The organism is Bradyrhizobium manausense, from assembly GCF_018129685.1.
Classification (GTDB): Bacteria; Pseudomonadota; Alphaproteobacteria; order Rhizobiales; family Xanthobacteraceae; genus Bradyrhizobium; species Bradyrhizobium manausense_D.
This window is the reverse complement of the sequence record NZ_JAFCLG010000017.1, coordinates 101,476-126,493: the sequence shown is the minus strand read 5'-3', so window position 1 is coordinate 126,493 and position 25,018 is coordinate 101,476. Positions and strand designations below refer to the sequence as shown.

The 25,018-nt window shown below is 64.7% G+C and carries 20 protein-coding genes and 1 riboswitch; of the genes, 11 read left to right on the top strand and 9 right to left on the bottom strand.

Annotated elements, in window-relative coordinates:
* Positions 1–93 precede the first annotated feature (93 nt).
* The 3 genes from gcvP to gcvT all read right to left on the bottom strand — a co-directional run bounded on the left by gcvP (position 94) and on the right by gcvT (position 4,915).
* Positions 94–2,961: an aminomethyl-transferring glycine dehydrogenase gene (gene gcvP / locus JQ621_RS28325; RefSeq protein ID WP_212239575.1), complete on the bottom strand. Its 2,868-nt coding sequence runs from the start codon at positions 2,959–2,961 to the stop codon at positions 94–96.
* Between the two features lie 17 nt (positions 2,962–2,978).
* A complete protein-coding gene (gene gcvH / locus JQ621_RS28320; RefSeq protein WP_212239572.1) occupies positions 2,979–3,347 on the bottom strand; it encodes a glycine cleavage system protein GcvH in 369 nt (122 codons plus the stop codon).
* A 419-nt stretch (positions 3,348–3,766) separates the two neighbouring features.
* Complete coding sequence (gene gcvT, locus JQ621_RS28315) at positions 3,767–4,915, bottom strand: glycine cleavage system aminomethyltransferase GcvT (RefSeq protein ID WP_212239569.1); 1,149 nt, start codon at positions 4,913–4,915, stop codon at positions 3,767–3,769.
* Positions 4,916–5,078: 163 nt separating this feature from the next.
* Positions 5,079–5,169, bottom strand: a riboswitch (glycine riboswitch).
* Between the two features lie 313 nt (positions 5,170–5,482).
* Here gcvT and alaS point away from each other — a divergent pair.
* Complete coding sequence (gene alaS / locus JQ621_RS28310; protein ID WP_212239567.1) at positions 5,483–8,161, top strand: alanine--tRNA ligase; 2,679 nt, start codon at positions 5,483–5,485, stop codon at positions 8,159–8,161.
* A 5-nt stretch (positions 8,162–8,166) separates the two neighbouring features.
* Positions 8,167–9,393: a cyclic nucleotide-gated ion channel gene (locus JQ621_RS28305; RefSeq protein WP_212239564.1), complete on the top strand. Its 1,227-nt coding sequence runs from the start codon at positions 8,167–8,169 to the stop codon at positions 9,391–9,393.
* Positions 9,394–9,397: 4 nt separating this feature from the next.
* On the opposite strand, the gene JQ621_RS28300 is transcribed toward JQ621_RS28305, so the two are convergent.
* Both JQ621_RS28300 and JQ621_RS28295 read right to left on the bottom strand, forming a co-directional pair.
* Entirely contained in the window at positions 9,398–9,943 is a 546-nt protein-coding gene (locus JQ621_RS28300; protein ID WP_212239561.1) for a DUF3455 domain-containing protein, read from the bottom strand.
* A gap of 104 nt (positions 9,944–10,047) precedes the next feature.
* Positions 10,048–11,262, bottom strand: a complete 1,215-nt coding sequence (locus tag JQ621_RS28295) for an NADP-dependent isocitrate dehydrogenase (RefSeq protein WP_212239558.1) — start codon at positions 11,260–11,262, stop codon at positions 10,048–10,050.
* Between the two features lie 353 nt (positions 11,263–11,615).
* Between JQ621_RS28295 and JQ621_RS28290 the strand changes: the two genes are divergently transcribed.
* Both JQ621_RS28290 and JQ621_RS28285 read left to right on the top strand, forming a co-directional pair.
* On the top strand, positions 11,616–12,815 hold the full coding sequence (locus tag JQ621_RS28290) for a TrmJ/YjtD family RNA methyltransferase (protein WP_212239555.1): 1,200 nt from the start codon (positions 11,616–11,618) through the stop codon (positions 12,813–12,815).
* Between the two features lie 200 nt (positions 12,816–13,015).
* Positions 13,016–14,062 (top strand): hypothetical protein, encoded by a 1,047-nt coding sequence (locus JQ621_RS28285; RefSeq protein ID WP_212239546.1) that lies wholly within the window; start codon positions 13,016–13,018, stop codon positions 14,060–14,062.
* Between the two features lie 82 nt (positions 14,063–14,144).
* On the opposite strand, the gene mddA is transcribed toward JQ621_RS28285, so the two are convergent.
* Positions 14,145–14,897, bottom strand: coding sequence for a methanethiol S-methyltransferase (mddA, locus tag JQ621_RS28280; protein WP_212239543.1), 753 nt, complete (start codon positions 14,895–14,897; stop codon positions 14,145–14,147).
* 136 nt (positions 14,898–15,033) lie between these two features.
* Here mddA and JQ621_RS28275 point away from each other — a divergent pair, with 136 nt between their 5' ends.
* Complete coding sequence (locus tag JQ621_RS28275; protein ID WP_212239541.1) at positions 15,034–16,578, top strand: bifunctional AfsR/SARP family transcriptional regulator/alpha/beta hydrolase; 1,545 nt, start codon at positions 15,034–15,036, stop codon at positions 16,576–16,578.
* Between the two features lie 76 nt (positions 16,579–16,654).
* The gene (gene cynS / locus JQ621_RS28270) at positions 16,655–17,143 is read left to right on the top strand and encodes a cyanase (protein WP_212239535.1); all 489 of its coding nucleotides are present in this window, start codon (positions 16,655–16,657) and stop codon (positions 17,141–17,143) included.
* Between the two features lie 133 nt (positions 17,144–17,276).
* On the opposite strand, the gene purB is transcribed toward cynS, so the two are convergent.
* Positions 17,277–18,707, bottom strand: coding sequence for an adenylosuccinate lyase (purB, locus tag JQ621_RS28265; RefSeq protein ID WP_212239533.1), 1,431 nt, complete (start codon positions 18,705–18,707; stop codon positions 17,277–17,279).
* Positions 18,708–18,800: 93 nt separating this feature from the next.
* Positions 18,801–19,124 carry a DUF1476 domain-containing protein gene (locus JQ621_RS28260; protein WP_212239531.1) on the bottom strand — a complete coding sequence of 108 codons (324 nt, stop codon included), beginning with the start codon at positions 19,122–19,124 and terminating at the stop codon, positions 18,801–18,803.
* 336 nt (positions 19,125–19,460) lie between these two features.
* On the opposite strand from JQ621_RS28260, the gene purC reads away from it, so the two are divergent.
* The 4 genes from purC (at position 19,461) to JQ621_RS28240 (ending at position 22,128) form a co-directional block, all read left to right on the top strand.
* Positions 19,461–20,228: a phosphoribosylaminoimidazolesuccinocarboxamide synthase gene (gene purC / locus JQ621_RS28255; RefSeq protein ID WP_172782948.1), complete on the top strand. Its 768-nt coding sequence runs from the start codon at positions 19,461–19,463 to the stop codon at positions 20,226–20,228.
* A 13-nt stretch (positions 20,229–20,241) separates the two neighbouring features.
* Positions 20,242–20,481, top strand: a complete 240-nt coding sequence (gene purS / locus JQ621_RS28250) for a phosphoribosylformylglycinamidine synthase subunit PurS (protein ID WP_212239529.1) — start codon at positions 20,242–20,244, stop codon at positions 20,479–20,481.
* Positions 20,481–21,182, top strand: coding sequence for a phosphoribosylformylglycinamidine synthase subunit PurQ (gene purQ, locus JQ621_RS28245; protein WP_212239522.1), 702 nt, complete (start codon positions 20,481–20,483; stop codon positions 21,180–21,182). Before purS ends, purQ begins: the two co-directional genes overlap by 1 nt.
* 208 nt (positions 21,183–21,390) lie before the next feature.
* Positions 21,391–22,128, top strand: a complete 738-nt coding sequence (locus tag JQ621_RS28240) for a tetratricopeptide repeat protein (protein ID WP_212239521.1) — start codon at positions 21,391–21,393, stop codon at positions 22,126–22,128.
* An 8-nt stretch (positions 22,129–22,136) separates the two neighbouring features.
* Here JQ621_RS28240 and JQ621_RS28235 read toward each other — a convergent pair whose 3' ends face one another.
* Positions 22,137–22,598: a PaaI family thioesterase gene (locus JQ621_RS28235; RefSeq protein WP_212239519.1), complete on the bottom strand. Its 462-nt coding sequence runs from the start codon at positions 22,596–22,598 to the stop codon at positions 22,137–22,139.
* A 199-nt stretch (positions 22,599–22,797) separates the two neighbouring features.
* Here JQ621_RS28235 and purL point away from each other — a divergent pair, with 199 nt between their 5' ends.
* Positions 22,798–25,008 (top strand): phosphoribosylformylglycinamidine synthase subunit PurL, encoded by a 2,211-nt coding sequence (gene purL, locus JQ621_RS28230; protein ID WP_212239517.1) that lies wholly within the window; start codon positions 22,798–22,800, stop codon positions 25,006–25,008.
* Positions 25,009–25,018: the final 10 nt, after the last annotated feature.

Sequence of the window (25,018 nt, the reverse complement as noted above, 5' to 3'; positions counted from 1 at the left end):
GCCAGGCCACGCCTTGACGGCCGCAAGCAAGGCGTCATGCTCAATGGCAATCGGACGTCGCTTTAATGGTTGCTACGAAACCTCCGTCGTGTCTTACTCCGCCGCTTCCGCGTAATCGCTCACCGGCGGGCAGGAGCACACCAGGTTGCGATCGCCGTAGACGTTGTCGACGCGGCCGACGGGGCACCAGTACTTGTCGGTGCGCGAGGTGCCTGATGGGAAGCAGCCTTCGCTGCGGGTATAGGCGCGCTTCCAGTCGTCGTCGGCGATGTCGTGCACGGTGTGCGGGGCGTGACGCAGCGGGGACGCCTCGATCTTGAAGCGGCCGGCCTCGACCTCGGCGATTTCTTTCCGGATCGCGATCATGGCGTCACAGAAACGATCCAGCTCGGCCTTGGATTCCGACTCGGTCGGCTCGATCATCAGCGTGCCCGGCACCGGGAAGCTCATGGTCGGCGCGTGGAAGCCGTAATCGATCAGGCGTTTTGCGATGTCGTCGACGGTGACGCCCGAGGTCGCTTTCAGCGGACGCGGGTCGACGATGCACTCATGCGCGACGCGGCCCTTCTCGTTCCTGTAGAGCACCGGGAAATGGGCATCGAGCTTCGCCGCAATGTAGTTGGCGTTGAGGATCGCGATCTCGGTCGCGCGCTTCAAGCCCTCGCCCCCCATCATCAGGATGTAGATGTAGGAGATGGTGAGGATCGAGGCCGAGCCGAACGGCGCGGCCGAGACCGGACCGACCGGGGCATCCGCCCGCGTCGCCGGATGGCCCGGCAGGAATGGGGCGAGATGCGCTCTTACGCCGATCGGGCCCATGCCGGGGCCGCCGCCGCCATGCGGGATGCAGAACGTCTTGTGCAGGTTGAGATGGCTGACATCGGCGCCGTAATCGCCGGGCCTGGAAAGACCGACCTGCGCGTTGAGGTTGGCGCCGTCAAGATACACCTGGCCGCCATGGCCGTGCACGATGTCGCAGATCTCGCGGATATGCTCCTCAAACACGCCATGGGTCGAGGGATAGGTGATCATGACCGCGGCCAGATTCGCCGAATGCTTCTCGGCCTTGGCGCGGAGATCATCGACGTCGACGTCGCCGTTGGCCTCGCAGGCAACCACCACCACGTCCATGCCGGCCATCGCAGCCGAGGCCGGGTTGGTGCCATGGGCGGAGGAGGGGATCAGGCAGATCCTGCGATGGCTTTCTCCACGCGCGGCATGATAGCCACGGATCGCGAGCAGGCCGGCATATTCGCCTTGCGCGCCGGAATTCGGCTGCAGCGAAATCGCGTCATAGCCGGTGATGTCGCACAGCCACTTCTCCAGCCGCGCGAACAGCGCGTGATAACCCATGGCCTGCTCGCGCGGGGCGAACGGGTGCAAGGACCCGAACTCCGGCCAGGTCAACGGCATCATCTCGGTGGTCGCGTTCAGCTTCATGGTGCAGGAGCCGAGCGGGATCATCGCGCGGTCGAGCGCGAGGTCGCGGTCCGAGAGCTTGCGCATGTAGCGCAGCATCTCGGTCTCCGAGCGATGCGCGTGGAACACGGGATGGGTCAGGAACGCGGTCGTGCGCTTCAGCGTTTCCGGCAGCGCCTCGCGGGTGGTGGCGTCGATCTCGGCGTAGGACAGCTGGCCGCCGAAGGCGCGCCACACCGCTTCGACCGTAGCGGGCGTCGTGGTCTCGTCCAGCGCGATGCGCAAAGCGCTTTCGCCGACGCCGAGATTGATCCTCTCGGCCGCGGCGCGCGCGACGATCTCGGCTCGCTTTGCGCCGGCGTCCACGCTGAGCGTGTCGAAGAAGCTTTCGCTGTCGGGCGCAAAGCCGAGCTTGCGAAGGCCGCTCGCGAGCACGGCGGCGCGGCGATGCACGTTGCGCGCGATCTGGATAAGCCCCTCGGGGCCATGATAGACCGCATACATCGCCGCGATCACGGCGAGCAGCACCTGCGCGGTGCAGATGTTGGAAGTCGCCTTCTCGCGGCGGATGTGCTGCTCGCGGGTCTGCAGCGCGAGGCGATAGGCTGGCGCGCCGCGCGAGTCCACGGAGAGGCCGACGATGCGGCCGGGCAGTGAGCGCTTCAGTGCGTCGCGCACCGCCATATAGGCCGCGTGCGGACCGCCATAACCCATCGGCACGCCAAAGCGCTGCGCCGATCCGATGGCGATGTCGGCCCCTAACTCGCCGGGCGATGCGAGCAGCGTCAGTGCCAGCAGGTCCGCGGCAACGATCGCGAGCGCACCCTTGGCCTTCAGCGACGCGATCGCGGGCCTGAGGTCGCGCACCGCGCCCGAAGTTCCCGGATATTGCAGCAGCGCGCCCAGCACGTCTGCCTGGTCGAGATCGGTGAGGGGATCGCCGACGACCAAATTCCAGCCAAGAGGCTCGGCGCGCGTGCGCATCACGGCCAATGTCTGCGGATGCACGTCCTTGTCGACGAAGAAGGCCTTTGCCTCGACCTTCGAGTGCCGCTCGGCAAGCGCCATGGCTTCGGCCGCAGCCGTTGCCTCGTCGAGCAACGAGGCGTTGGCGACGTCGAGCCCGGTGAGGTCGCAGATCATGGACTGGAAGTTGAACAGCGCCTCCAGCCGGCCCTGGCTGATCTCGGGCTGGTAGGGCGTATAGGCCGTGTACCAGGCCGGGTTCTCCAGGATGTTGCGCTGGATCACCGCGGGCAGGATCGTGCCGGAATAGCCTTGGCCGATCAGCGAGGTGAAGACCTGGTTCTGCGCAGCAAGCTCGGCCATGTGCGCGATGGCCTCGGTCTCGCTCAGCGGCTTGCCGAGATCGAGCGGCGCGGCCTGCCGGATCGAGGCCGGCAGCGTTTCCGCCATCAGCGCGTCGACGCTTTTCGCGCCGACGGTTTCCAGCATCGCGGTGACATCGCGCGCCGAGGGGCCGATGTGGCGGCGAACGAAACTGGCGGCGGCCTCGCCGCTGGATTTACGGTGCGCTGTCATCGCTTGCTCCATCGTTTTCAAGCCGTGTGTGCCTTGTAGGCGGCTTCATCCATGAGGCCGCCGAGCTCGCTCTTGTCGGCAATCTTGATCTTGAAGAACCAGGCCTTGCCTTGCGCGTCCGAGTTCACCAGCGCCGGCTCGGCGGCGAGGTCGGGGTTGGTCGCGAGCACTTCGCCTGATATCGGCGCGTAGACGTCGGAAGCAGCCTTCACCGATTCCACGACGGCGGCGGCTTCCGCCTTCTTCAGCACGCGGCCGAGCTTGGGCAGCTCGACGAACACGACGTCGCCGAGCTGGGACTGCGCGTAATCGGTGATGCCGACGGTGGCGACATCGCCGTCGATCGCGAGCCATTCATGGTCGGAAGTGTACAGCGTCGTGGTCATTGTCAGTTTCCTGAAGTGGTGAGGCTTGATTGAAAGCCGCGGGCTGGGTTCACCTCTCCCATCCGGGGCAGCGCTATCGCATCTGGTATGCGCGATGCGGCGGCATCGGCAGTGGGCTCCCTCTCCCGCTCTTGTCCGCCGAAGCCTTGGCGAAGGCGGATGCGGGGCGCGACGAGCTGCGCTCGCGCTGGGAGGGCTGGGGTGGGGGCTGTCTCCGCATTGGGATTGTCGAGAGTTGTCGAGAGTGTCCCCGAGTGGTGAGAACCCTCACCCGCCGCGCTCTGCGAGCGCGTCGGCCTCTCCCGCAAACGGGAGAGGCGAAGCAAGCCCGCGGTCCTCGTGAAATCCATACGCGATGCACCACCCCTCCGGGGAGAGGTGACCGTGGGGCCGGCACTTGTGATCGATCTCATCATGCGTCAGCGTTTGTAGGTGTTCTTCACGAAAGGCATGGCGGCGATGGTGAGCGGCAGAAATTGCCCGCGCACCTCGGCGAAGAGAGTTGTGCCGAGCGCGCTCAGCCTCGTCGGCACGTAGCCCATCGCGACCGGCGCATTCAGGCTCGGGCCGAACCCGCCCGATGTGACTCTTCCGATCGGATCGCCGCCCGCGTCATCCGCAAACAGCGGCGCGCCTTCACGCACCGGCGCGCGGCCGAGGGCGAGCAGGCCGACGCGGCGGCGGGATGCGCCGTGATCGAAATGGGCGAGAATCTTGTCGGCGCCGGGAAAGCCGCCGGCGCGGGCGCCGCCGGTGCGGCGGCTCTTCTGCACCGACCATTCCAGCGCGGCTTCGACCGGCGTCGTCTCGGTGTCGATGTCGTGGCCGTAGAGGCAGAGCCCGGCTTCCAGGCGCAGGCTGTCGCGGGCACCCAAGCCGATCGGCATCACGTCGGAGTTTTCAAGGAGAGTCCTGGCGAGACGCTCCGCATCGGCGGCGGGGACCGAGATTTCAAAACCGTCCTCGCCGGTGTAGCCCGAGCGCGAGACGAAGCACTTGATGCCGGCGACCTCGTACGGACCGGCGTCCATGAACTTCATGGCAGGCGCTTCCGCACATAGTTTCGCCAGCGCCGACTCGGCCTTCGGGCCCTGCAGCGCGATCAGGGCGCGGTCTTCAAGCGAATCGATGATGCAGGTGTCGGAGAGGTTCGCGCGCAGATGCGCTTCGTCGTCGGCCTTGCAAGCGGCGTTGACGACCAGGAACAGGTGATCGCCGAAATTGGCGGCCATCAAATCGTCGAGGATCCCGCCATTTTCATTGGTGAACTGGGCGTAGCGCTGCCGCCCCGGCGCAATCGCCGCGATGTCCTGCGGCACCAGCCGTTCCAGCGCGCGGGCGGCGTCCTCGACCTTGCCCGACTTCGGCCGGAGCGCGAGCTGGCCCATATGGGAGACGTCGAACAGGCCGGCCTCGTTGCGGGTATGAAGGTGCTCTTTCAGCACGCCCGCAGGATACTGCACGGGCATGTCATAGCCCGCGAAAGGCACCATCTTGCCGCCGAGCGACACGTGCAGGTCGTAAAGGGGGGTACGTTTCAGGGAAGCTTTGTCGTCACGCACGGACATCACGGGGGCCCTCGGCGGTTCCCCGGGGATGATTCCCCGGTGGACACCAGTCGAAGCCCCATCTGTCGCTGTGCCTGAGAGTATTATCCCGTCGGCGGACGCGGTCCGGGCCAACCCTTGTTAAAAGGTATTTGCCCGTCGGCGCCTCTTTCCAGATGTCGTCAAAGCCACGCGGTCCTTTTGCCTGAGAGTTTCCGGGGCGGTTGCTCCTTCGGCGCCGGCTATCCAAAGCCGGTCTCTCCCGACGTGGCCGTACGATACAGACGGGTAAAGACCACAGGCCAGCCAAGCCTGTCAACGCGCCCTTTCCGGCTTTCAACGGGATTACGCGCCTGCGGCAACACTTTGATCTCTCTGCACAGTTTCTGGACAGCGAGACTGGCCTTGTCTAAAAGCGCTTTGGCCTGCAGATAACAGTCCAAATCCCAAGGTTTGGACGGTACGGAAGCGGGTCCTAAAGCGCGATTGAGAGTCATCGCGCTTTAGCTCTTTGTTTGAGCATGATCTTTCCGGAAAACCGCTTCACACCTTTCCGGATCATGCTCCAGCACACCCGATTGGATGAACATGAGCGGCGTCAACGAGATCAGGTCGACCTTTCTGAACTTCTTTGCCGAGAACGGCCACGAGATCGTGTCGTCCTCGCCATTGGTGCCGCGCAACGACCCGACATTGATGTTCACCAATGCCGGCATGGTGCAGTTCAAGAACGTCTTTACCGGCGTCGAGAAGCGGCCGTACCAGCGCGCCACCACCTCGCAAAAATGCGTGCGCGCCGGCGGCAAGCACAACGACCTCGACAATGTCGGCTACACCGCGCGCCATCTCACCTTCTTCGAGATGCTCGGCAATTTCTCGTTCGGCGACTATTTCAAGGAACGCGCGATCGAGCTCGCCTGGACCCTGATCACCCGCGACTTTGGGCTGAAGAAGGACAAGCTGCTCGTCACCGTCTACCACACCGACGACGAGGCGGCCGGCCTGTGGAAGAAGATCGCGGGCTTCTCGGAAGACCGCATCATCCGCATCCCGACCTCGGACAATTTCTGGGCGATGGGCGACACCGGTCCGTGCGGCCCCTGCTCGGAGATCTTCATCGATCGCGGCGACCACATCTGGGGCGGCCCTCCGGGCTCGCCGGAAGAGGACGGCGACCGCTTCCTCGAATTCTGGAATCTCGTGTTCATGCAATACGAGCAGGTGACGAAGGAGGAGCGCGTGGATCTGCCGCGTCCCTCGATCGACACCGGCATGGGCCTGGAACGCATGGCCTGCATCATGCAGGGCGTCGACAGCGTGTTCGAGACCGACCTGTTCCGCCATCTGATCGACGCGACCGCGTCCGCGCTCGGCAGCGGGCCGACCGAGCAGACGGTCGCCTCGTTCCGCGTCATCGCCGACCATCTGCGCTCCTCCGCCTTCCTGGTCGCCGATGGCGTGCTGCCTTCGAATGAAGGCCGCGGCTATGTGCTGCGCCGGATCATGCGCCGCGCGATGCGCCATGCGCAACTGCTCGGGGCCAAGGAGCCGCTGATGCATCGGCTGGTCTGGGCGCTGGTGCGCGAGATGGGCCAGGCCTATCCCGATCTGATGCGCGCGGAGAACCTGATCGAGGAAACGCTGCGGCTGGAAGAGACCCGCTTCCGCAAGACGCTGGTGCGCGGCCTTGCCATTCTCGACGAGAAGAGCGCGTCCTTGAAGAAGGGCGACATGTTCGACGGCGACGTCGCCTTCACGCTGTACGACACCTATGGCTTTCCGCTCGACCTGACGCAGGACGCGCTGAAGTCGCGCGGCATCGGCGTCGACCAGGCCTCGTTCACCGACGCGATGGAGCGGCAGAAGGCCAAGGCGCGCGAGTCCTGGAAGGGCTCGGGCGAGGCGGCTTCCGAAGCGATCTGGTTCCCGCTGCGCGAGAAGCTGGGGGCCACGGAATTTCTGGGTTACGAGACCGAGAGCGCCGAGGGCGTGGTCGCCGCGCTGGTGAAGGACGGCAAGGAAGTTGCCAGCCTCAAGGCTGGTGAGACTGGCGCGATCGTGCTGAACCAGACACCGTTCTATGCGGAATCCGGCGGCCAGGTCGGCGACACCGGCGTTTTGACCGGTGAGGGCGGCACAAAATTCAGCGTCACCGACACGCAGAAGAAGCTCGGCGATTTCTTCGTGCATGTCGGCAACGTGGAGAGCGGCGAGCTGAAGGTCGGCACCGCGCTGCAGCTCGAGGTCGATCATGGCAGGCGCTCGTCGATCCGCGCGCATCATTCGGCGACGCACCTCATTCACGAGGCGCTGCGCCAGGTGCTCGGCGATCACATCGCCCAGCGCGGCTCGATGGTCGCGCCCGATCGTTTGCGCTTCGACTTCGTGCATCCGAAGCCGATCACGGCGGAGGAGCTCGCCCGCGTCGAGGACATCGCCAACGACGTCGTGCTGGAGAACGACGAGGTCACTACCCGCGTGATGGGCGTCGACGAGGCTCGTGAAGCCGGTGCTCGCGCGCTGTTCGGCGAGAAATACGGCGACGAGGTTCGCGTCGTCTCGATGGGCAAGACCGCGCGCGAGCGCGGCGCCAATGCGCTCGGCTGGTCGGTCGAGCTCTGCGGCGGCACCCATGTGCGGCGCACCGGCGATATCGGCCTGATCACGCTGACCGGCGAGAGCGCGGTCGCTTCGGGCGTCCGCCGCATCGAGGCGCTGACCGGCAATTACGCGCGAAAACATGCCAACGAGACCATGGCGCTGGCGAAGACCGCGGCGAACGAGCTGCGCACCTCGATCGACGATGTTCCCGCGCGCATCACCGCGCTGATGGAGGAGCGCAAGAAGCTCGAGCGCGAGCTCTCCGACGCCCGCAAGAAGCTCGCAATGGGCGGTGGCGCGGCGGCGGGCGGTGGCGCAGCAAGCGGCGTGCGCGAGGTCGGCGGCGTCAAGCTGATGGCGCGCGCGGTCGAAGGCATCGAGATGAAGGATCTCAAAGGCCTCGCCGACGAGGCCAAGAAGCAGATCGGCTCGGGCGTGGTCGCCATCATCGGCGTTACCGAGGACGGCAAGGCCGGTGTCGTGGTCGGCGTCACCGCGGACCTGACCGCGCGCTTCAACGCCGTGAATCTGGTGCGCGTCGCCTCCGAGGCGCTCGGCGGCAAGGGCGGCGGCGGCCGGCCCGACATGGCGCAGGCCGGCGGCCCTGATGGGGCCAAGGCGTCCGAGGCGCTGGCGGCGATCGAAAAAGCGATGGGGGCTGCGTAAACACAATGCGGCTCGTTCCGCGAGGACGTGGCCTCCGCGATCCCAACTTGAGGGATCGCCTCTACGAATTGCTTGAGCACGATCCGCTCGCCTATTCGATCGGGTCGCGCTTCATCCAGCTGGTCATCAGCGTCATCGTGCTTGACGTCGTCGCGATGGTCCTGGCTTCGGTGCCGGAGCTTGACGCGGAGTTCGGCACGCTGTTTTCGGCGATCACCATTCTCTGCGTCGTCGTGTTCGCGTTGGAATATGGGGCGCGGCTCTGGACCGTGGCGGGACACACACCGCGCAAGGCCTCGGCGCTGTCCGACCGGCTCGGCTACGCCTTCTCGGCGCTCGGTATCATCGACCTCATGGCGTTCCTGCCGGCCGCGATCGTGCTGATGATGGGCCGGCACGCCACGCTCGCCGCGCTCGGCGTGCTGCCGTTCTTCAAGCTGATACGGTACTCGCCGGCGATGCGCTCGTTGCTCGCGGCAGTTCATGCCGAGCGGCGCGCGTTGATCGGCTGTCTCGTCATCCTGACCGGGGCGGTGTTGACCTTCGCCTCGCTGCTCTACGCCGTCGAGCGCGACGTGCAGCCGACCAGGCTCGGCACCATTCCGGACGCGATGTGGTGGGCGATCGTGACGCTCGGCACCGTCGGCTATGGCGACGTCGTACCGGTGACGGCGCTCGGCAAGGTCATCTCGGTCTTCACCATCATCTCGGGCTTTGCCATGATCGCGCTGCCGGTCGCGATCATCTCCACGGCTTTTGCGGAAGAGGTGAAGCGGCGCGACTTCGTCGTCACCTGGGGCATGCTGGCGCGGGTGCCGCTGTTCTCGCATCTGTCCGCGTCCGAGATCGCCGACATCATGCAGCTGTTGCGGGCACGCACCGTCGAGCAGGGCGAAATCCTGGTGCGGCGAGGGGATCCCGCCTCGTCGATGTATTTCATCACCGCCGGCGAGGTCGAGATCGTGTTGCCGAACCAGCAGGTGCGGCTCACCGACGGCACCTTCTTCGGCGAGATCGCGCTGCTGCACAAGACCAAACGCAGCGGCACGGTGACGGCGACGCGCAAGACGCGGCTGCTGGTGCTGGACGCGCAGCATTTTCACGCCCTGATCGAGCGGATGCCGACTCTCGCCGCGCACGTCCACAGGACCGCCAAGGCGCGGCTGGAGGAGACCGGCGATCTCGCCGCGGCCGAGCTCGCGCAGGCCGAGCGCGAGGGCACCGATCGCTGAGCGGTCAGCTCTTCTTGAGGAAGATGTAATCGGCCGAGTAGGGCGCGCTTCTGAACTCGCCGGCCTTGTCGCAGGCGCCTGCGAGCTTGCCGCCATGTGTGAGGACGCGCTGAACCGTCGTAACGTCTGAAAGCAGGCCATTGCCGCGTCGCGCTGCGACGTCCAGCTTGAGCCAGGGAATATCGTTCTCAGTTTCGCCCGGAGCAGTGCCGGCGACCTTGCCGGTCACGGCGCTGCCGTCCTGATACTCCCAGTTCGGGCCCGCGTAGTGTCTGCCGACCGTCTTGCTGTTCTCGAGCAGGGTCGCGATCGGCTCGCGAAAGCTCCATGTGAGTTTGCCGTCTGCCGCCGTCTTGCATTCGTAGATCTGCGCCCCTTCAGCGTGCAGGGCCGTCACCAGTTGCTCGCCGGGGGCCTGGATGGCCTCCGGAAAGCCGACAGGCCGAATTGCTCCGCGCGGGGCCTCGGCCGGTGCCGGCTCGGCAGCCCTTGCTGGAGCAGCCGCGGCCGCAAGCAACATCAAGCAGGGAACGACAAGCTTGATCGACATGGGTCGCATCTCCGTAAATGGCTGTCATAAAAGCAACGGGCCGCGCTCAAAGACGCAGCCCGTGATGACGTCTGGCCCAGTCGGGCGAAAATGCGGATGGCAGCTTACGCCGCCAGCGCCTTCGCCAGGTTGTCGGCGACCTTGTCGAGGAAGCCGGTGGTCGAGAGCCAGCGCTGGTCGGCGCCGACCAGGAGCGCGAGGTCCTTGGTCATGTAGCCTTCCTCGACGGTGTCGACGCAGACCTTCTCCAGCGTGGTCGCGAACTTGGCGAGCTCGGCGTTGTTGTCGAGCTTGGCGCGGTGGGCGAGGCCACGGGTCCAGGCGAAGATCGACGCGATCGAATTGGTCGAGGTCTCCTTGCCCTTCTGGTGCTCGCGGTAGTGGCGGGTCACGGTGCCGTGGGCAGCTTCGGCTTCCACCGTCTTGCCATCCGGGGTGAGCAGCACCGAGGTCATCAGGCCGAGCGAGCCGTAGCCCTGTGCGACCGTGTCGGACTGCACGTCGCCGTCGTAGTTCTTGCAGGCCCAGACATAGCCGCCGGACCACTTCAGCGCCGAGGCCACCATGTCGTCGATCAGCCGGTGCTCGTAGGTCAGGCCCTTGGCCTCGAATTCCTTCTTGAATTCGCGGTCGTAGATGTCCTGGAAGATGTCCTTGAAGCGGCCGTCATAGACCTTGAGGATGGTGTTCTTGGTCGACAGGTAGACCGGGTAGTTGCGCAGCAGGCCGTAGTTCAGCGAGGCGCGGGCGAAGTCGATGATGGAATCGTCGAGATTGTACATCTCCATGGCGACGCCGGCGCCCGGCGCCTTGAATACTTCCTTCTCGATCACGGTGCCGTCCTCGCCGACGAACTTCATCGACAGGGTGCCCTTGCCCGGGAACTTGATGTCGGTGGCGCGGTACTGGTCGCCATAGGCGTGGCGGCCGATGATGATCGGCTTGGTCCAGCCGGGAACCAGGCGCGGCACGTTCTTGCAGATGATCGGCTCGCGGAAGATCACGCCGCCGAGGATGTTGCGGATGGTGCCGTTCGGCGACTTCCACATCTGCTTGAGGCCAAACTCCTTCACCCGGGCCTCGTCCGGGGTGATGGTGGCGCACTTGACGCCGACGCCGACCTTCTTGATCGCCTCGGCGGCGTCGATGGTCACCTGATCGTTGGTCTGGTCGCGGTATTCCATGCCCAGGTCGAAATAGAGCAGCTCGACATCCAGGAACGGGTTGATCAGCTTGTCCTTGATGTACTGCCAGATGATCCGGGTCATCTCGTCGCCATCGAGCTCGACGACGGGATTGGATACCTTGATTTTTGCCATGATCGGGGATGCCCTCTTGGGAACGGCGCTTGCGGCGCGCCACGTGAATATCCGCGGCGTCATAGCACCCGGACGCGGCGGGCGAAAGCCAAGGGATTATGCACTTTTAGCTCATCCAGCTTCCGCAGGTGAGGGGCGGGACAGGCCGGTCCGGCGGGGGACGTCCTAAGGCTCCGGGAGAGATCCAAAAGTCGAATCCAACCCGTTATTTCCCTTGAGAATTTCGTCAGGACAGGCAAACGACAGGCGGACAGGGCCGCGCCGGTATTGCGGCGCTTGTGGCTATTCCTGAGTGCGCCTTGCCAAAGCCTTGAGAACAAGGCCTTGAGAACCAGTGTGAAAGCGAAACGAACATGTCGGGGACTGACAAGAGCAAGGCGGGCCTTTCCCTCGACGGTCCGATCGTGATCCTGGTCGAGCCGCAGCTCGGCGAAAACATCGGCATGGCCGCGCGCGCCATGGGTAATTTCGCGCTTGGCGCCTTGCGCATCGTCAACCCCCGCGATGGCTGGCCGAACATCGCGGCACAGCGGGCCGCGGCCGGCGCCGACCACATTCTGGAAAAGGTCGAACTGTTCGACACGGTGGAGCAGGCGGTCGCCGACCTCGATTTGCTGTTCGCCACCACCGCACGCCCGCACGACCAGGCCAAGCCCGTGGTCGGGCCGGAGGCGGCAGCACGCGAGATCGCCGGGCACGTTGCGACCGGCGGCAGGTGCGGCATCCTGTTCGGCCGCGAACGCTGGGGGCTGACCAACGAGGAGGTCGGGCTCTCCAACCGCATCATCACCTTCCCGGTCAATCCGGGCTTCGCCTCGCTCAACCTCGCCCAGGCCGTGCTGCTGGTCGGCTATGAATGGTTCAAGCAGGCGACGGCGGGCGCGTTGCCGCACGGCATGCCCGAGCGCTCCGAGCGCGCCTCGCAGCACCAGATGCAGGCCTTCTTCGACAATCTTGTGCGCGAGCTCGACCGGGTCGAATTCCTTCGCCCGGCCGAGAAGCGCGACACCATGCTGGTGAACCTGCGCAACATCTTCACCCGGATGGAGCCGACCAAGCAGGACATGCACACGCTGCACGGTGTGGTCATGGCGATCGCCGAGGGACGCAAGGGCCCGGCCAAGGGTGGCGTGCTCGACGGTGAGCAGGCGACGCGCCTGCGTGCGCTGCTGGCCGAGCACGGGCAGGGCGGCGGTGTGCCCGACAGCGGCTCGACGGTGCGGGGGCTCGCCCGTCTGCTCCGCCGCAACCCCACCGACGCCGAGCGCCTGCTCTGGCAGGCGCTCACCCGCGACCGCCGCTTCGCTGGGCAGTTCAAGCGCCAGACCCCGGTCGGCCGCCACATCCCGGACTTCGTCTCGTTCCCGCACCGGATCGCGATCGAGCTTGTGAATCCGGGCGAGGGGGAGACGATTGCCGCGGATCGCGCGTCAAGGCGGGCGTGGCTCGAAGCGCGCGACTACCGCGTGCTGGAAATCCGCGCGGCTGACGTGGAGCGCGATATCGAGGCGGAGCTCGTGCGGCTGCAGGCTCTTACGGATAATGCGAAATAGCCCGCCAACTCGGCTGCAGTTTTATATTGATTTGCCTTACCTGAAGTATAGCATGTCCAGCATACATATTTGGGGTTGAATTGCCTGCGCTATCGTCGCTGATGGGGTGGTCATCTTTTCCTCGTTTGGTCGACTTACTTCGAACTGAGATTTTCATCCGCGCGCGCAGCTCACCCCGACACAGATTGTTGGGGGACGACATGCATCTGCTTTTTTACGCAATTGGAGATCGTGCCTCCGCTCGCTTTGGGGTGATCGGACATAGGTGGAGAGCGATCAGGTGGCTGGTGTCGGTGCTTGCCGTCGCGTCGAGCGGATGTTCGATCCATCCGGTCCAACAGGAAGCCACGGGCGTTCCGACACCAATTCTCGTGCAGTACATTCGCTGCGAAACGCGGCTTGCCATTCAAGACAAGGCGATCCAGCTTCTTGCCGATGAAAATCCGTCGAATCCGTTCATCGAAGAGCTTAGGGCAGTTCGCGGACGCCCATGGCCGCCTGGTGTAAGAGCGCGATTGCAAGGCGTCGAACGGGCGATCTACGACAAGTATGTTCAGACCGGCATCGCCTACGATTTTTCATTCGACATCACGGAGGACAATGGCGCATCCGGCGGGGCTGACCCCGTCAAGTTCATAACGAATGGATCGGCCGGCATCGGTTTATCGGCGAGCGGAGACTTCAAACGTCAGAATATCCGACACTTCGTCGTCAGCGAGACGGCCAAGGATCTGCTGGAGAACAGGGATATCGGTTATCCCATGGAAGACGGGCAACGCGGTTGCGGCTCGGACTACAGATCTCCGAACTATGCCTATCCGATTGCGGGCAAGATCGGAATCGACGAGTTGATCTCGACATTCTTTGACTTGAACGAGATCAGGAATCTCTCAATCGACAAGTCCAATTCAACGGTGTTCGCCGATCAGCTGACGTTTACAACGACCCTGTCCGGGTCGGTATCCCCTCATGTCATCGTCGCGCCTGCCGGCAACGGATGGGGGCTCCTGAGTCCGGCAAGCATCACAGCCGGCGGATCGCGCCTCGACAAACACGCACTGATTATCGGTTTGTCTTTGGATGCGCCAAAGGGAACCTCCGGGCGAGCAGTTGCGGCAATTGTCCCTGGGGGGCTGGGGAGATCTGCCTTGCAGAGAGGAGGCGTTCGCTCTCCGACGGAGCAGAGCGCGCTTGACGCGGTGACGCAGTCACGACTGGATTCATATCTCGATCGCGCCTTCCGCTAGTCTTGCGATCCACGACTTGGGGCGGTGGATTGCGAATTCGCCCAATCGACCCGTGCGCCTAGCGCCAGAGCTGCGCGTCGCGTCATCGTCGCGCTTCCGTCTGGCGACGCGCGAACAGGCGCGGCAGCAGCATGGGAACGCGCCGCCGATAGTCCTGATAAGTCGCGCCGAACTCGGCGATCAGATCGCGCTCCTCGAACTGCAGCGCGACCAGGATGTAGGCGGTGTTCGCGAGCGCGAACAGCAGATGGCCGGCGGTCATTACGGGCGTGGCCCAGAACGCGAGCAGGAAGCCCAGCATCAGCGGATGCCGCACGATCTTGTAAAGCAGCGGTGTCCGGAACGATTGACTGGGCATCTCGGCCCCGCGCCACGCGACCAACGCCTGGCGCACGCCGAACAGATCGAAATGATCGATCATGTGCGTCGAGGCGAATGCGATCAGCCAGCCCAGCCAATGCAATGTGATGAGCAGCCAGGCGGCAAGCCCGTCCGTCTGCCAGATCACAGTCGGGATCGGGCGCCACTGCCAGAACACCAGGAGGAGGATCAGGCTGGAGAGCAGCACGTAGGTGCTACGCTGGCATGCCGCGGCGAGGAATTTAGCCGACCAGCGTTTGAATGCGGGTCGCGCCATGACACTATGCTGGATCGCGAACAGGCTCATCAACAGCAGGTCAACGACGATGGCTTCGATCAAATTCGACGCGTTGCCGATGTCGATCGACTTCGGCACGACATAATTGCCGACGAAACCGAGCGCATAGAGAAATGAGATCGTGAACAAGGCGTAGCTCACGAGGGCGTAGAGCAGGATCAGAAGGCGCAAGACCATGGTTTCTCCTGTTGTGCCTGATACGGCGGTGCCGCATGCGGAAGCCTGAATCGCTCGCTGGCGAGCAGGCTCGGTCTGCTCCGATGGCTACCGCGCGACCGTCCCCTGTGCGTCCCCTGAGCGGAGGAAGGACTTCATGACGGCTTTCTCGCTGGGGACGTTCGGGTTCCCCGAGGTCCATGCCGACGGCCGCCCGATCAAGCTCGCCTTGCGCAAGGGGCTTGCGCTGCTGGTCTTTCTCGCGGACGCCCGGGGTGCCGTTGCGCGGGACGTGATCGCCACGCGGCTGTGGCCCGAGGCCGACCGCGAAACGGGCCTCGCACGCTTGCGCCGCCTGCTGCACCGCGTCGAACTCGCGCTCGGCGAGCCGGTGTTCGAGACCGACCGCACCAGCGTGCGCTGGTCGCCCGCGGTCGGGCTCTCGGTCGACTCGCATCAGTTCGACGGCGCGTGCGACCGCGGCGCGTTTGAAGAGGCCAGTCAGATTTATCGGGCCGACTTCCTCGCCGGCTTCTCGCCGGAGGACTCCCCTGAGTTCGACGATTGGGCGTTCTTTCGCCGCGAAGCGCTCCGGGGACGGCTCGTGCACGCACTCGAGCGCCTCGTGCAGGACAAGAATGCCGCCGGCGACCATTTCGCGGCGACCGTGCATGCGGGGCGTCTGGTCGAGCTCGATCCGCTCAGCGAGGTGTATGGCCGGCATCTGATCCGCAGCCTGCTGCTGTCAGGTGATCGCAGCACGGCCGAGCGGCATCATGCGGCGTTGACGCAGCGCCTGCGCGACGAGCTTGGCGTCACACCGGAAGCCGAGACCGAGGCGCTGATGAACCCCGCTCTGGCGCCGCAGGCAGTGCCGACCACGCGCTACGTCAAAGGCGCCGGCGTGCATCTGGCGTATCAGACCTATGGCAGCGGTCCATTGGATATCCTGGTCATGCCCGGCTTCGTCTCGCACGTGGAGCGCGTCTGGGAGCATCCCGCGAGCCGGACGTTCCTGGCGGCATTGATGAAGCTCGGGCGCCTGATCGTGTTCGATCGCCGCGGTATCGGACTGTCCGACCGGGTCGGCTCGGCCCCGAACATCGACGTCACCGCGCAGGATATCGGCACGGTGCTGAGAGCTGCGCAGTCGCGCCACGTCGTGCTGTTCGGCGCCTCGGAATGCGGGCCTGCCTGCGTCAAGTTTGCGGTCGATCAGCCCGGTCGTGTCGCCGGGCTCATTCTGTTTGGCGCGCTGGCCAAGGGGTGCTGGGCGGAGGACTATCCGCATGCGCTGCGCGCCAGCCAGTATGATGCCTGGAGCAAGCATCTCGTCACGCAATGGGGCGGCCCGGTCGGGATCGAAGCCTTTGCGCCGAGCCTTGCCGATGATCCGCAAGCCCGCGCCTGGTGGGCCGGGCTGCTCCGCGCAGCCTCCAGTCCGGGCGGCATCTCGGCCGTGCTGGAAGCGTTTCGCGACGCAGACGTGCGAGCCCTGTTGCCGCAGATCACCGTGCCGACCCTGGTGCTGCACCGGCGCGACGACAAGGCCGTGCGCATCGCGGCCGGCCGCGACGTTGCGAGCCGGATCGCTGGCGCCAAGTTCGTTGAACTCGACGGCCATGATCATTGGTTCTTTGCCGGTGATCAGCGGCCGGTCCTGGAGGCGATCAAACAATTTGCGGAGCGTCTGAAGCCATAAGCCTCATTTATTGGCACGTTTTGTGCCTCCCAAAGTGGCAGGCCCATCACATTGCCTTGCCAAGGGAGACCCTGACATGAAACGCGAAGACCTCACCGAAAAGCTGCTCGACATCAAGCGCGAGAAGGGCTGGAGCTGGAAACACATCTGCGAAAAAATCGGTGGCTATTCAGAGGTTCTGATCGTTGGCGCGATCCTGGGCCAGATGAAGCTGACAAAACCGCAGGCCGCAAATGCCGGCGAGTTGTTCGGCCTGTCGAAGACCGAGACCGCGATGCTCAACGAGGTGCCGATGCGTGGCACCGGCACGCCGATGCCGCCGACCGATCCCCTGATCTACCGCTTCTACGAGATGGTGATGGTGAACGGACCGGCCTGGAAAGCGCTGATCGAGGAAGAATTCGGCGACGGCATCATGTCGGCGATCGATTTCGACATGGGAATCGAACGCGTCGCCAACCCGAAGGGCGATCGCGTCAAGATCACCATGTCAGGCAAATTCCTGCCGTACAAATATTACGGCGCCAGCGGCAACGTGCCGGAATACGGTTTCAAGGAGGGGTGAGGCCCTTTCGTCATTGCGAGCGAAGCGAAGCAATCCAGAATCTTTCCGCCGCGGCAGTCTGGATTGCTTCGTCGCCAGCGCAAAATTGCTCCGCAATCTTGTCGCGGGCTCCTCGCAATGACGGCGAGACCTATCAGAGAATCGCGCCCGGCTTGTATTTGGCCGCCTCGGGCTTCGCCTTCGCCAGCGCGTCGACCTGCTCGGCGAAGTAATCGACCTGAGCTCCGGCGTCGCCGGAATTGGCGCGGCCGTGATCGAGCACTTGGGCGAGCTCGGCTTCGCCGAGGCCGAGGCGCTGGTCGGCGGCGAGACGCTTCAGCAAATCATTCTGCACGATCTTGCCGGTGCGCAGGTCTCTGATGGCTGCGACCGCATGCTCCTTGATCGCCTCATGCGCGCCTTCGCGGCCCGCGCCCTTCTTCACCGCCTCCATCATGACCGTCGTGGTCAGCAGGAACGGCAGGTAGCGGCCCAGCTCAGTCGCGACGACCGCGTCGAAGATCTCCATCTGGTCGAGCACCGAGAGCAGCGTCTCGAGCAGGCCGTCCATGGCGAGGAAGGCATCGGGCAGCATGACGCGGCGAACGACGGAGCAGGAGACGTCGCCCTCGTTCCATTGATCGCCGGCAAGGCCCGCAGCCATTGCGAGATAACCCTTCAAGACGACATGCAGGCCGTTGATGCGCTCGCAGGAGCGGCTGTTCATCTTGTGCGGCATCGCGGACGAGCCGACCTGGCCCTTGGCAAAGCCTTCGCTGGCGAGCTCGTGGCCCGCCATGAGGCGAAGTGTCTTGGCGAAATTGCCGGGACCGCTGGCAAGCTCGGTCAGCACGCTGACCGCGCGGAAATCGAGGCTGCGCGGATAGACTTGGCCGACCGCATCGAAGCTCCTGGGCAGGCCGAGGTGCTTGAGAATTTGCTGTTCGAGCGCGCGCGCCTTGCCGGCATCGCCGTTGAACAGCGTGATCTGGTCGAGCCGCGTGCCGACCGCGCCCTTCAGGCCGCGCGCCGGATAAGTATCGAGCACATTGACGAGGCTCTGATGCCCGACCAGCATCTCTTCGCCGAACATGGCGATGCGCTTGCCGAGCGTCGTGACCTGCGCGGCGACGTTGTGCGTGCGCGCCGTGAACGGCATGTCGCGCAATTGCCTGGCGTGCCTGGCAAAGCGGATCAGCGCGGCGATGCTCTTGGTCTCGATCAGCTGCAGCCCGCGATAGACCTGCAGCTGCTCGACGTTCTCGGTGAGGTCGCGGCTGGTCATGCCCTTGTGCAGGTGTTCGTGACCGGCGAGCTCGCAGAACTCCTCGATCCGCGCCTTGACGTCGTGGCGGGTGATGCGCTCGCGGCGCATGATGGAGTCGAGGTCGACCTGATCCTTGACGCGCTCGTAAGCCTCGATCACGCCATCGGGCACGGGAATACCGAGATCGCGCTGGCCTTTCAGCACGGCGATCCAGTAGTCACGTTCGAGGCGGACCTTGCCTTCGCCGCTCCAGATCGCGCGCATGGCGGGCGAGGCATAGCGCTGGGCGAGGACGTTCGAGATGTGATCCTGTGACATGCCGCCCATTTGGCATTGCGCGGGGCCGGCTGCAAGCCCGAGAGGGCGGGCCGCGCCGGGCCTGCCGTGGCCGTCCGCCGCTCGATGTTAAGCTTACTTTCCGGCCTTCACCTCGGCGGCGGCGACCGCCATCAGTTCGCTCATCTTGCCCCGAATCGCCTGTTCGGTGACGGCGACGTTCTTGGCGGCGAAATCGCCCATGACCTTGCGCAAGGCGCCGCCCTCGCCGGCCTCCCCGAAATCGGCCGCGACCACCTCCTTGGCATAGGCGGCGGCGGCTTCGCCCGACATTCCGAGCTTTTCGGCCGCCCACAAGCCCAGCAGCCGGTCGCGGCGGGCTTCAGCCTTGAACTTCTGCTCCTCGTCGAGGGCAAACTTCTTCTCAAAGCCTTCTTCACGCTTGTCGAATTCGCTCATGCGTCTCCCCCTGGGGCTGACCGGACGTGCGGCCCTCGTTGCGAGGACCCCCGTCCATGCCTAGATAGAGGGCACGACGGGCGAAACAACGAGCCGTAAGGCCGCAGGCAAGGCGGTATAAGTCAGCGTCGGACGGGCCGGATCGATTGTGCTCGGACAACCAATCGGATAGGTTGCCTGAAGGCTTGGTTCCCGTTCTGTTTCCTCGGAGTTTCCTTTGACGTTCCTTGGGTTCAGATCGGTTCCGGACCGTTCACGGCAGCTCCGCTGTGGGTCGTAACCTGGTAACCGGAGCACACCAAATACATGGATTTCAACAAAACACGGTACATCCCAATGAGCCGTCGGCGTCGCATTTATGAAGGCAAGGCAAAGGTTCTGTACGAAGGTCCGGAACCCGGTACCTTGATCCAGCACTTCAAGGACGATGCCACCGCGTTCAATGCCAAAAAGCATCAGGTGATCGAGGGCAAGGGCGTCCTCAACAACCGGATCTCGGAGTACCTGTTTCAGCACCTCAACGACATCGGGGTGCCGACCCACTTCATCCGCCGCCTCAACATGCGCGAGCAGTTGATTCGCGAGGTCGAGATCGTGCCGCTCGAGGTGGTGGTGCGGAACGTTGCCGCCGGCTCGCTGTCGCAGCGCCTCGGCATCGAGGAGGGCACCCAGCTGCCCCGTTCGATCATCGAATTCTACTACAAGAACGACCAGCTCAACGACCCCATGGTGTCCGAAGAGCACATCACCGCGTTCGGCTGGGCCACGCCCCAGGAGATCGACGACATCATGGCGCTTGCCATTCGCGTCAACGACTTCCTCACCGGCCTCTTCCTCGGCATCGGCATCCGCCTCGTCGACTTCAAGATGGAGTGCGGCCGGCTGTTCGAGAACGAGATGATGCGCATCATCGTCGCCGACGAGATCTCGCCCGATTCGTGCCGGCTGTGGGATATCAAGTCGAACGAGAAGCTCGACAAGGATCGTTTCCGTCGTGACCTCGGTGGCCTGCTCGAGGCTTACACGGAAGTTGCAAAACGCCTCGGCATCCTCATGGAGAACGAGCGTCCGCAGGGCACTGGCCCGGTGCTGGTGAAGAGCTAAGAGGGATCTGGACGTGAAGGCACGTGTGACCGTTACCCTGAAGGCGGGTATCCTCGATCCGCAAGGCAAGGCCATCGAAGGCGCGCTGAAGTCGCTCGGCGTCGATGGCGTTGCCAGCGTGCGTCAGGGCAAGGTGTTCGACATCGAGCTGGCCGGCGCCGACAAGGCCAAGGCGGAAGCCGCGCTGAAGGATGCTGCCGACAAGCTGCTCGCGAATACCGTGATCGAGAACTATCGGGTCGAGCTGCTCTGATGAAAGCCGCCATCCTCGTCTTCCCCGGCATCAACCGCGAGCGCGACATGGCGCGGGCGCTGAGGCTGGTCTCGGGCCATGAGCCTGCGATGGTGTGGCACGCCGAGACGTCGTTGCCTGCCGGCACCGACCTCGTCGTGGTGCCAGGCGGCTTCTCCTACGGCGATTATCTGCGTTGTGGGGCGATTGCGGCGCGGGCGCCGGTCATGGATGCGGTGCGCGACTATGCGGCGAAGGGTGGCCTCGTGCTCGGCGTCTGCAATGGCTTCCAGATCCTCTGCGAGTCCGGTCTTTTGCCGGGCGTGCTGATGCGCAATGCGCGGCTGAAATTCATCTGCAAGGACGTTCATCTGCGCGTCGAGCGCTCCGACACGCCGTTCACCCGCGGCTACAATGCCGGCCAGGTGATCCGCGTGCCGGTCGCCCATGGCGAGGGCAATTACGAAGCGGATGAAGAGACCATCAAACGGATCGAAGGCGAGGGGCGCGTGCTCTATCGCTACTGTTCGGCTGATGGCGTGGTCGACGAAAGCCACAACATCAACGGCGCTGCGCATTCGATCGCGGGCCTCGTCAACGACAAGGGCAACGTGCTCGGCATGATGCCGCATCCCGAAAACCACGTCGAAGACATCATGGGCTGCACCGACGGCCGCGGCCTGTTTGCGGGCCTCACCGCGCATCTGGAAAAGGCCGCGTGATTTCTGCGGTGGTGAAGCGTGCGCTCGTCGCGCTCGCGGCAGCGGGGCTTGTGAACCTGCATCGCGTTCGAGGCGACTGACTCCTCGTCGCCATCAAGGCGCATGGTCCTCGATCGCTGATTGCGGAGGTTGGGCAACTCAAGGTTGTCTCATTGCATCAGTTGCGATATCAGGAGGCCTGCGCTCCCGCTGTGCTCGTGGATGTCACATGCCCGTCGCTTTGGTCGTACTGCTGCTCGATATCTCGCTGATCTATCACGCCTCGCGCACCGGGCGGCTGCAGCCCTGGGCCTTCATCATCCTGATGGTCCCGCTGGTCGGCGCGCTCGCTTACATCGCCGTCGAACTTGTCCCGGAATGGTTGTCCAGCCCGGGCGCGCGGCAGGCGCGCCAACGCGTCGCCAACAGGCTCGATCCGGAGAAGCGCTACCGCGAGCTGTGCGACCACCTGGCGGGCACCGACACCATCGCCAACCGCGCGGCGCTCGCCGAAGAGTGCGCGATTATTGGCCGTTACAGCGAAGCCGAGCAGCATTATGACCACATCCTGAAGCTGCCGATGGGGCACGATCCCAACTATGCGCTTCGAAAGGCACAGGCCCAGTTTTCGGCCAAACGCCCGGCCGATGCGCTGGCAACGCTCGACGATCTCCAGAAGCAATGGCCCGACTTCGATTCCGCCGACGCGCATCTTTTGTATGCCCGCGCGCTCGCCGAGGTCGGCCGCCTCGATGAGGCCCTCGAGGAATTTCACGCCGTCGCAGGCTACTTCCCCGGTGCCGAAGCGCGGGTGCGCTACGGCATGCTGCTGCAAACGGTCGGCCGCACCGCCGAGGCGCGCATGGTGTTCAACGAGCTGCTGATCCAGATGCGGCGCGCGCCGAAATATCTGCGCAATGCGCAGGCCGAGTGGCTGTCGATCGCGGAGAAGCAGATATCGGCTTGAGCGGGGCGCTACGGCTTCCGCTTCACCCGCTTGATCGTGCCGGAGAAGGTGAACAGCGGCCGGCCGGCCGAGGTCAGCTTGCCGCGCAGGAAGATCAGCGAGCCGCCGGCGCGGGAGACTTCGCCGGTGCATTCGATCAGCTCGCCCTCGCGGGCCGCGTCGAGGAAATCGCAGGCGAAATTGGTGGTCACCGCCGGCCCGTCCAGCTCGTTTGTGGCGATCGCAAACAGGCAATAATCGGCGAAGGCCATGAAGCAGCCGCCGTGGACGTTTTTGGCGCCGTTCAGGTGCTTTTTCTCGACACGGAAGGCGCAACGGACGCTGCCATCGTCTTCGACCTTGTGCCAGAAGGGGCCGATATGGCTCTCGAAGCTGTCGCGAATCCAGGTCCGCCAGCCCGTGAATTCGCCCTCGGTGGCGACATGCAGGTCGGGGCGGCGGGTTGCGGGGACTTTGGTCAATTCGTGCAAGGACATGGACCTTAAAACATGGGCCTTCAATTACGGGTCTTGAGCCCTTAAATCCGATCCGTCAGCGCCTTGCAATTCCCGTTCCCGCCGGCCCACCGTGCAAAACGCGGGACAGCGGGAAAATGAGCCATAAAGGGCTTTTCGAAGCCGTCCGATCTTCCTAAGAACGGCCAAACGCACGCCGAAAGCCCCTGAAGCCATGACGAACGAACCCAAGATCACCCCCGAGCTGGTTGCCGCCCACGGGCTCAAGCCCGACGAATACGAGCGCATCCTGAAGCTGATCGGGCGGGAGCCGACCTTCACCGAGCTCGGCATCTTCTCGGCGATGTGGAACGAGCACTGCTCGTACAAATCCTCGCGTATCCATTTGCGCGGCCTGCCGACCAAGGCGCCCTGGGTGATCCAGGGTCCCGGCGAGAATGCCGGCGTGATCGATATCGGCGATGGCCAGGCCGTGGTCTTCAAGATGGAGAGCCACAACCATCCGAGCTACATCGAGCCCTATCAGGGCGCGACGACCGGCGTCGGCGGCATCCTGCGCGACGTCTTCACCATGGGCGCGCGCCCGATCGCCTGCCTCAATGCGCTGAGCTTCGGCGCGCCCGAGCATGCCAGGACGCGGCATCTCGTCTCCGGCGTCGTCGCCGGTGTCGGCGGCTACGGCAATTCCTTCGGCGTGCCGACGGTCGGCGGCCAGGTGCGCTTCCACACCCGCTATGACGGCAACATCCTCGTCAATGCGATGGCGGTCGGCCTCGCCGACGCCGACAAGATCTTCTATGCGGCGGCCTCCGGCGTGAACATGCCGATCGTCTATCTCGGCTCCAAGACCGGCCGCGACGGCATTCACGGCGCCTCGATGGCGTCGGCCGAGTTCGACGACAAGTCCGAGGAGAAGCGCCCCACGGTGCAGGTCGGCGATCCCTTCGCTGAGAAGCTGCTGCTCGAGGCCTGTCTCGAGATCATGGAGAAGGGTTGCGTCATCGCGATCCAGGACATGGGCGCGGCGGGGCTGACCTGCTCGGCGGTGGAAATGGGCGCCAAGGGCGATCTCGGCGTCGATCTCGATCTCGACGCGGTGCCGACCCGCGAGACCGGCATGAGCGCCTACGAGATGATGCTCTCTGAAAGCCAGGAGCGCATGCTCATGGTGCTCAAGCCCGAGAAGGAAAAGGAAGCCGAGGCGATCTTCAAGAAGTGGGGGCTCGACTTCGCGGTGGTCGGGTACACCACGCCGAGCAAGCGCTTCGTGGTCAAGCATGGCGGCGACGTCATGGCCGACCTGCCGATCAAGGAGCTCGGCGACGAGGCGCCGCTCTATGACCGGCCGCACGTTCCCTCCGCAGCGCTGCCGGTCGTGCATGCGCGCGAGGTGCCGGCGCCGATGGGGCTGGGGGCTGCGTTGGAGAAGCTGATCGGCACGCCCGACATGTGCAGCAAGCGCTGGGTCTGGGAGCAGTACGACCACGTCATCCTCGGCAACACCCTACAGCGCCCCGGCGGCGATGCCGCCGTCGTGCGCGTGCAGGACGGGCCGAAGGGCCTCGCCCTCACCGTCGACGTCACCCCGCGCTATTGCGAGGCCGATCCCTATCAGGGCGGCATGCAGGCGGTGGCGGAAGCCTGGCGCAACATCACGGCGGTCGGCGGCAAGCCGCTTGCGATCACGGACAACCTGAATTTCGGCAACCCTGAACGGCCCGAGATCATGGGCCAGTTCGTCGGGTGTCTGAAGGGCATTTCGGAAGCCTGTCGTACGCTCGACTTCCCGGTCGTGTCCGGCAACGTCTCGCTCTACAACGAGACCAACGGCCGCGCGATCCTCCCTACGCCGTCGATTGGTGGCGTCGGCCTGCTCGACGATTTCACCAAGTCGGCGTCGCTTGCCTTCAAGGCCGAAGGCGAGGCGATCCTCTTGATCGGCGAGACCCATGGCTGGCTTGGCCAGTCGGTGTACCTGCGCGACATCTGCGGTCGCGAGGAGGGCGCGCCGCCGCCGGTCGATCTTGCCGCCGAGAAGCGCAATGGCGATTGCGTGCGCGGCATGATCCATGCGGGTACGGCAACCGCCGTGCACGATCTCTCCGATGGCGGCCTCTTGATCGCGCTCGCCGAGATGGCGATGGCGGGCGGCATCGGCGCGAAGCTTCTGGCTGCGCCGACGTCGCTCGTGTCACACGCCTATTGGTTCGGCGAGGACCAGGCGCGCTATCTCGTCACCGTGCCGGAAACCGAAGCCGGCCGCGTGCTCGCCAAGATGCGCGGCTGCGAGGTGCCCTGCGTGCGGATCGGCACCACCGGCGGTGATGCCATTGCGATCGCGGGCGAGCCGCCCGTGTCGATCGACAGCTTGCGCACGTCGCACGAGCGCTGGCTGCCGGAGTACATGGGCGGCAAGGCGGCGTAAGGCCGCCTTC

What these genes read in the sequence shown, in the direction of transcription:
- gcvP (WP_212239575.1), bottom strand. Translation starts at nt 2,961, where the DNA reads ATGACAGCGCACCGTAAATCCAGCGGCGAGGCCGCCGCCAGTTTCGTT.
- gcvH (WP_212239572.1), bottom strand. Translation starts at nt 3,347, where the DNA reads ATGACCACGACGCTGTACACTTCCGACCATGAATGGCTCGCGATCGAC.
- gcvT (WP_212239569.1), bottom strand. Translation starts at nt 4,915, where the DNA reads ATGTCCGTGCGTGACGACAAAGCTTCCCTGAAACGTACCCCCCTTTAC.
- alaS (WP_212239567.1), top strand. Translation starts at nt 5,483, where the DNA reads ATGAGCGGCGTCAACGAGATCAGGTCGACCTTTCTGAACTTCTTTGCC.
- JQ621_RS28305 (WP_212239564.1), top strand. Translation starts at nt 8,167, where the DNA reads ATGCGGCTCGTTCCGCGAGGACGTGGCCTCCGCGATCCCAACTTGAGG.
- JQ621_RS28300 (WP_212239561.1), bottom strand. Translation starts at nt 9,943, where the DNA reads ATGTCGATCAAGCTTGTCGTTCCCTGCTTGATGTTGCTTGCGGCCGCG.
- JQ621_RS28295 (WP_212239558.1), bottom strand. Translation starts at nt 11,262, where the DNA reads ATGGCAAAAATCAAGGTATCCAATCCCGTCGTCGAGCTCGATGGCGAC.
- JQ621_RS28290 (WP_212239555.1), top strand. Translation starts at nt 11,616, where the DNA reads ATGTCGGGGACTGACAAGAGCAAGGCGGGCCTTTCCCTCGACGGTCCG.
- JQ621_RS28285 (WP_212239546.1), top strand. Translation starts at nt 13,016, where the DNA reads ATGCATCTGCTTTTTTACGCAATTGGAGATCGTGCCTCCGCTCGCTTT.
- mddA (WP_212239543.1), bottom strand. Translation starts at nt 14,897, where the DNA reads ATGGTCTTGCGCCTTCTGATCCTGCTCTACGCCCTCGTGAGCTACGCC.
- JQ621_RS28275 (WP_212239541.1), top strand. Translation starts at nt 15,034, where the DNA reads ATGACGGCTTTCTCGCTGGGGACGTTCGGGTTCCCCGAGGTCCATGCC.
- cynS (WP_212239535.1), top strand. Translation starts at nt 16,655, where the DNA reads ATGAAACGCGAAGACCTCACCGAAAAGCTGCTCGACATCAAGCGCGAG.
- purB (WP_212239533.1), bottom strand. Translation starts at nt 18,707, where the DNA reads ATGTCACAGGATCACATCTCGAACGTCCTCGCCCAGCGCTATGCCTCG.
- JQ621_RS28260 (WP_212239531.1), bottom strand. Translation starts at nt 19,124, where the DNA reads ATGAGCGAATTCGACAAGCGTGAAGAAGGCTTTGAGAAGAAGTTTGCC.
- purC (WP_172782948.1), top strand. Translation starts at nt 19,461, where the DNA reads ATGAGCCGTCGGCGTCGCATTTATGAAGGCAAGGCAAAGGTTCTGTAC.
- purQ (WP_212239522.1), top strand. Translation starts at nt 20,481, where the DNA reads ATGAAAGCCGCCATCCTCGTCTTCCCCGGCATCAACCGCGAGCGCGAC.
- JQ621_RS28240 (WP_212239521.1), top strand. Translation starts at nt 21,391, where the DNA reads ATGCCCGTCGCTTTGGTCGTACTGCTGCTCGATATCTCGCTGATCTAT.
- purL (WP_212239517.1), top strand. Translation starts at nt 22,798, where the DNA reads ATGACGAACGAACCCAAGATCACCCCCGAGCTGGTTGCCGCCCACGGG.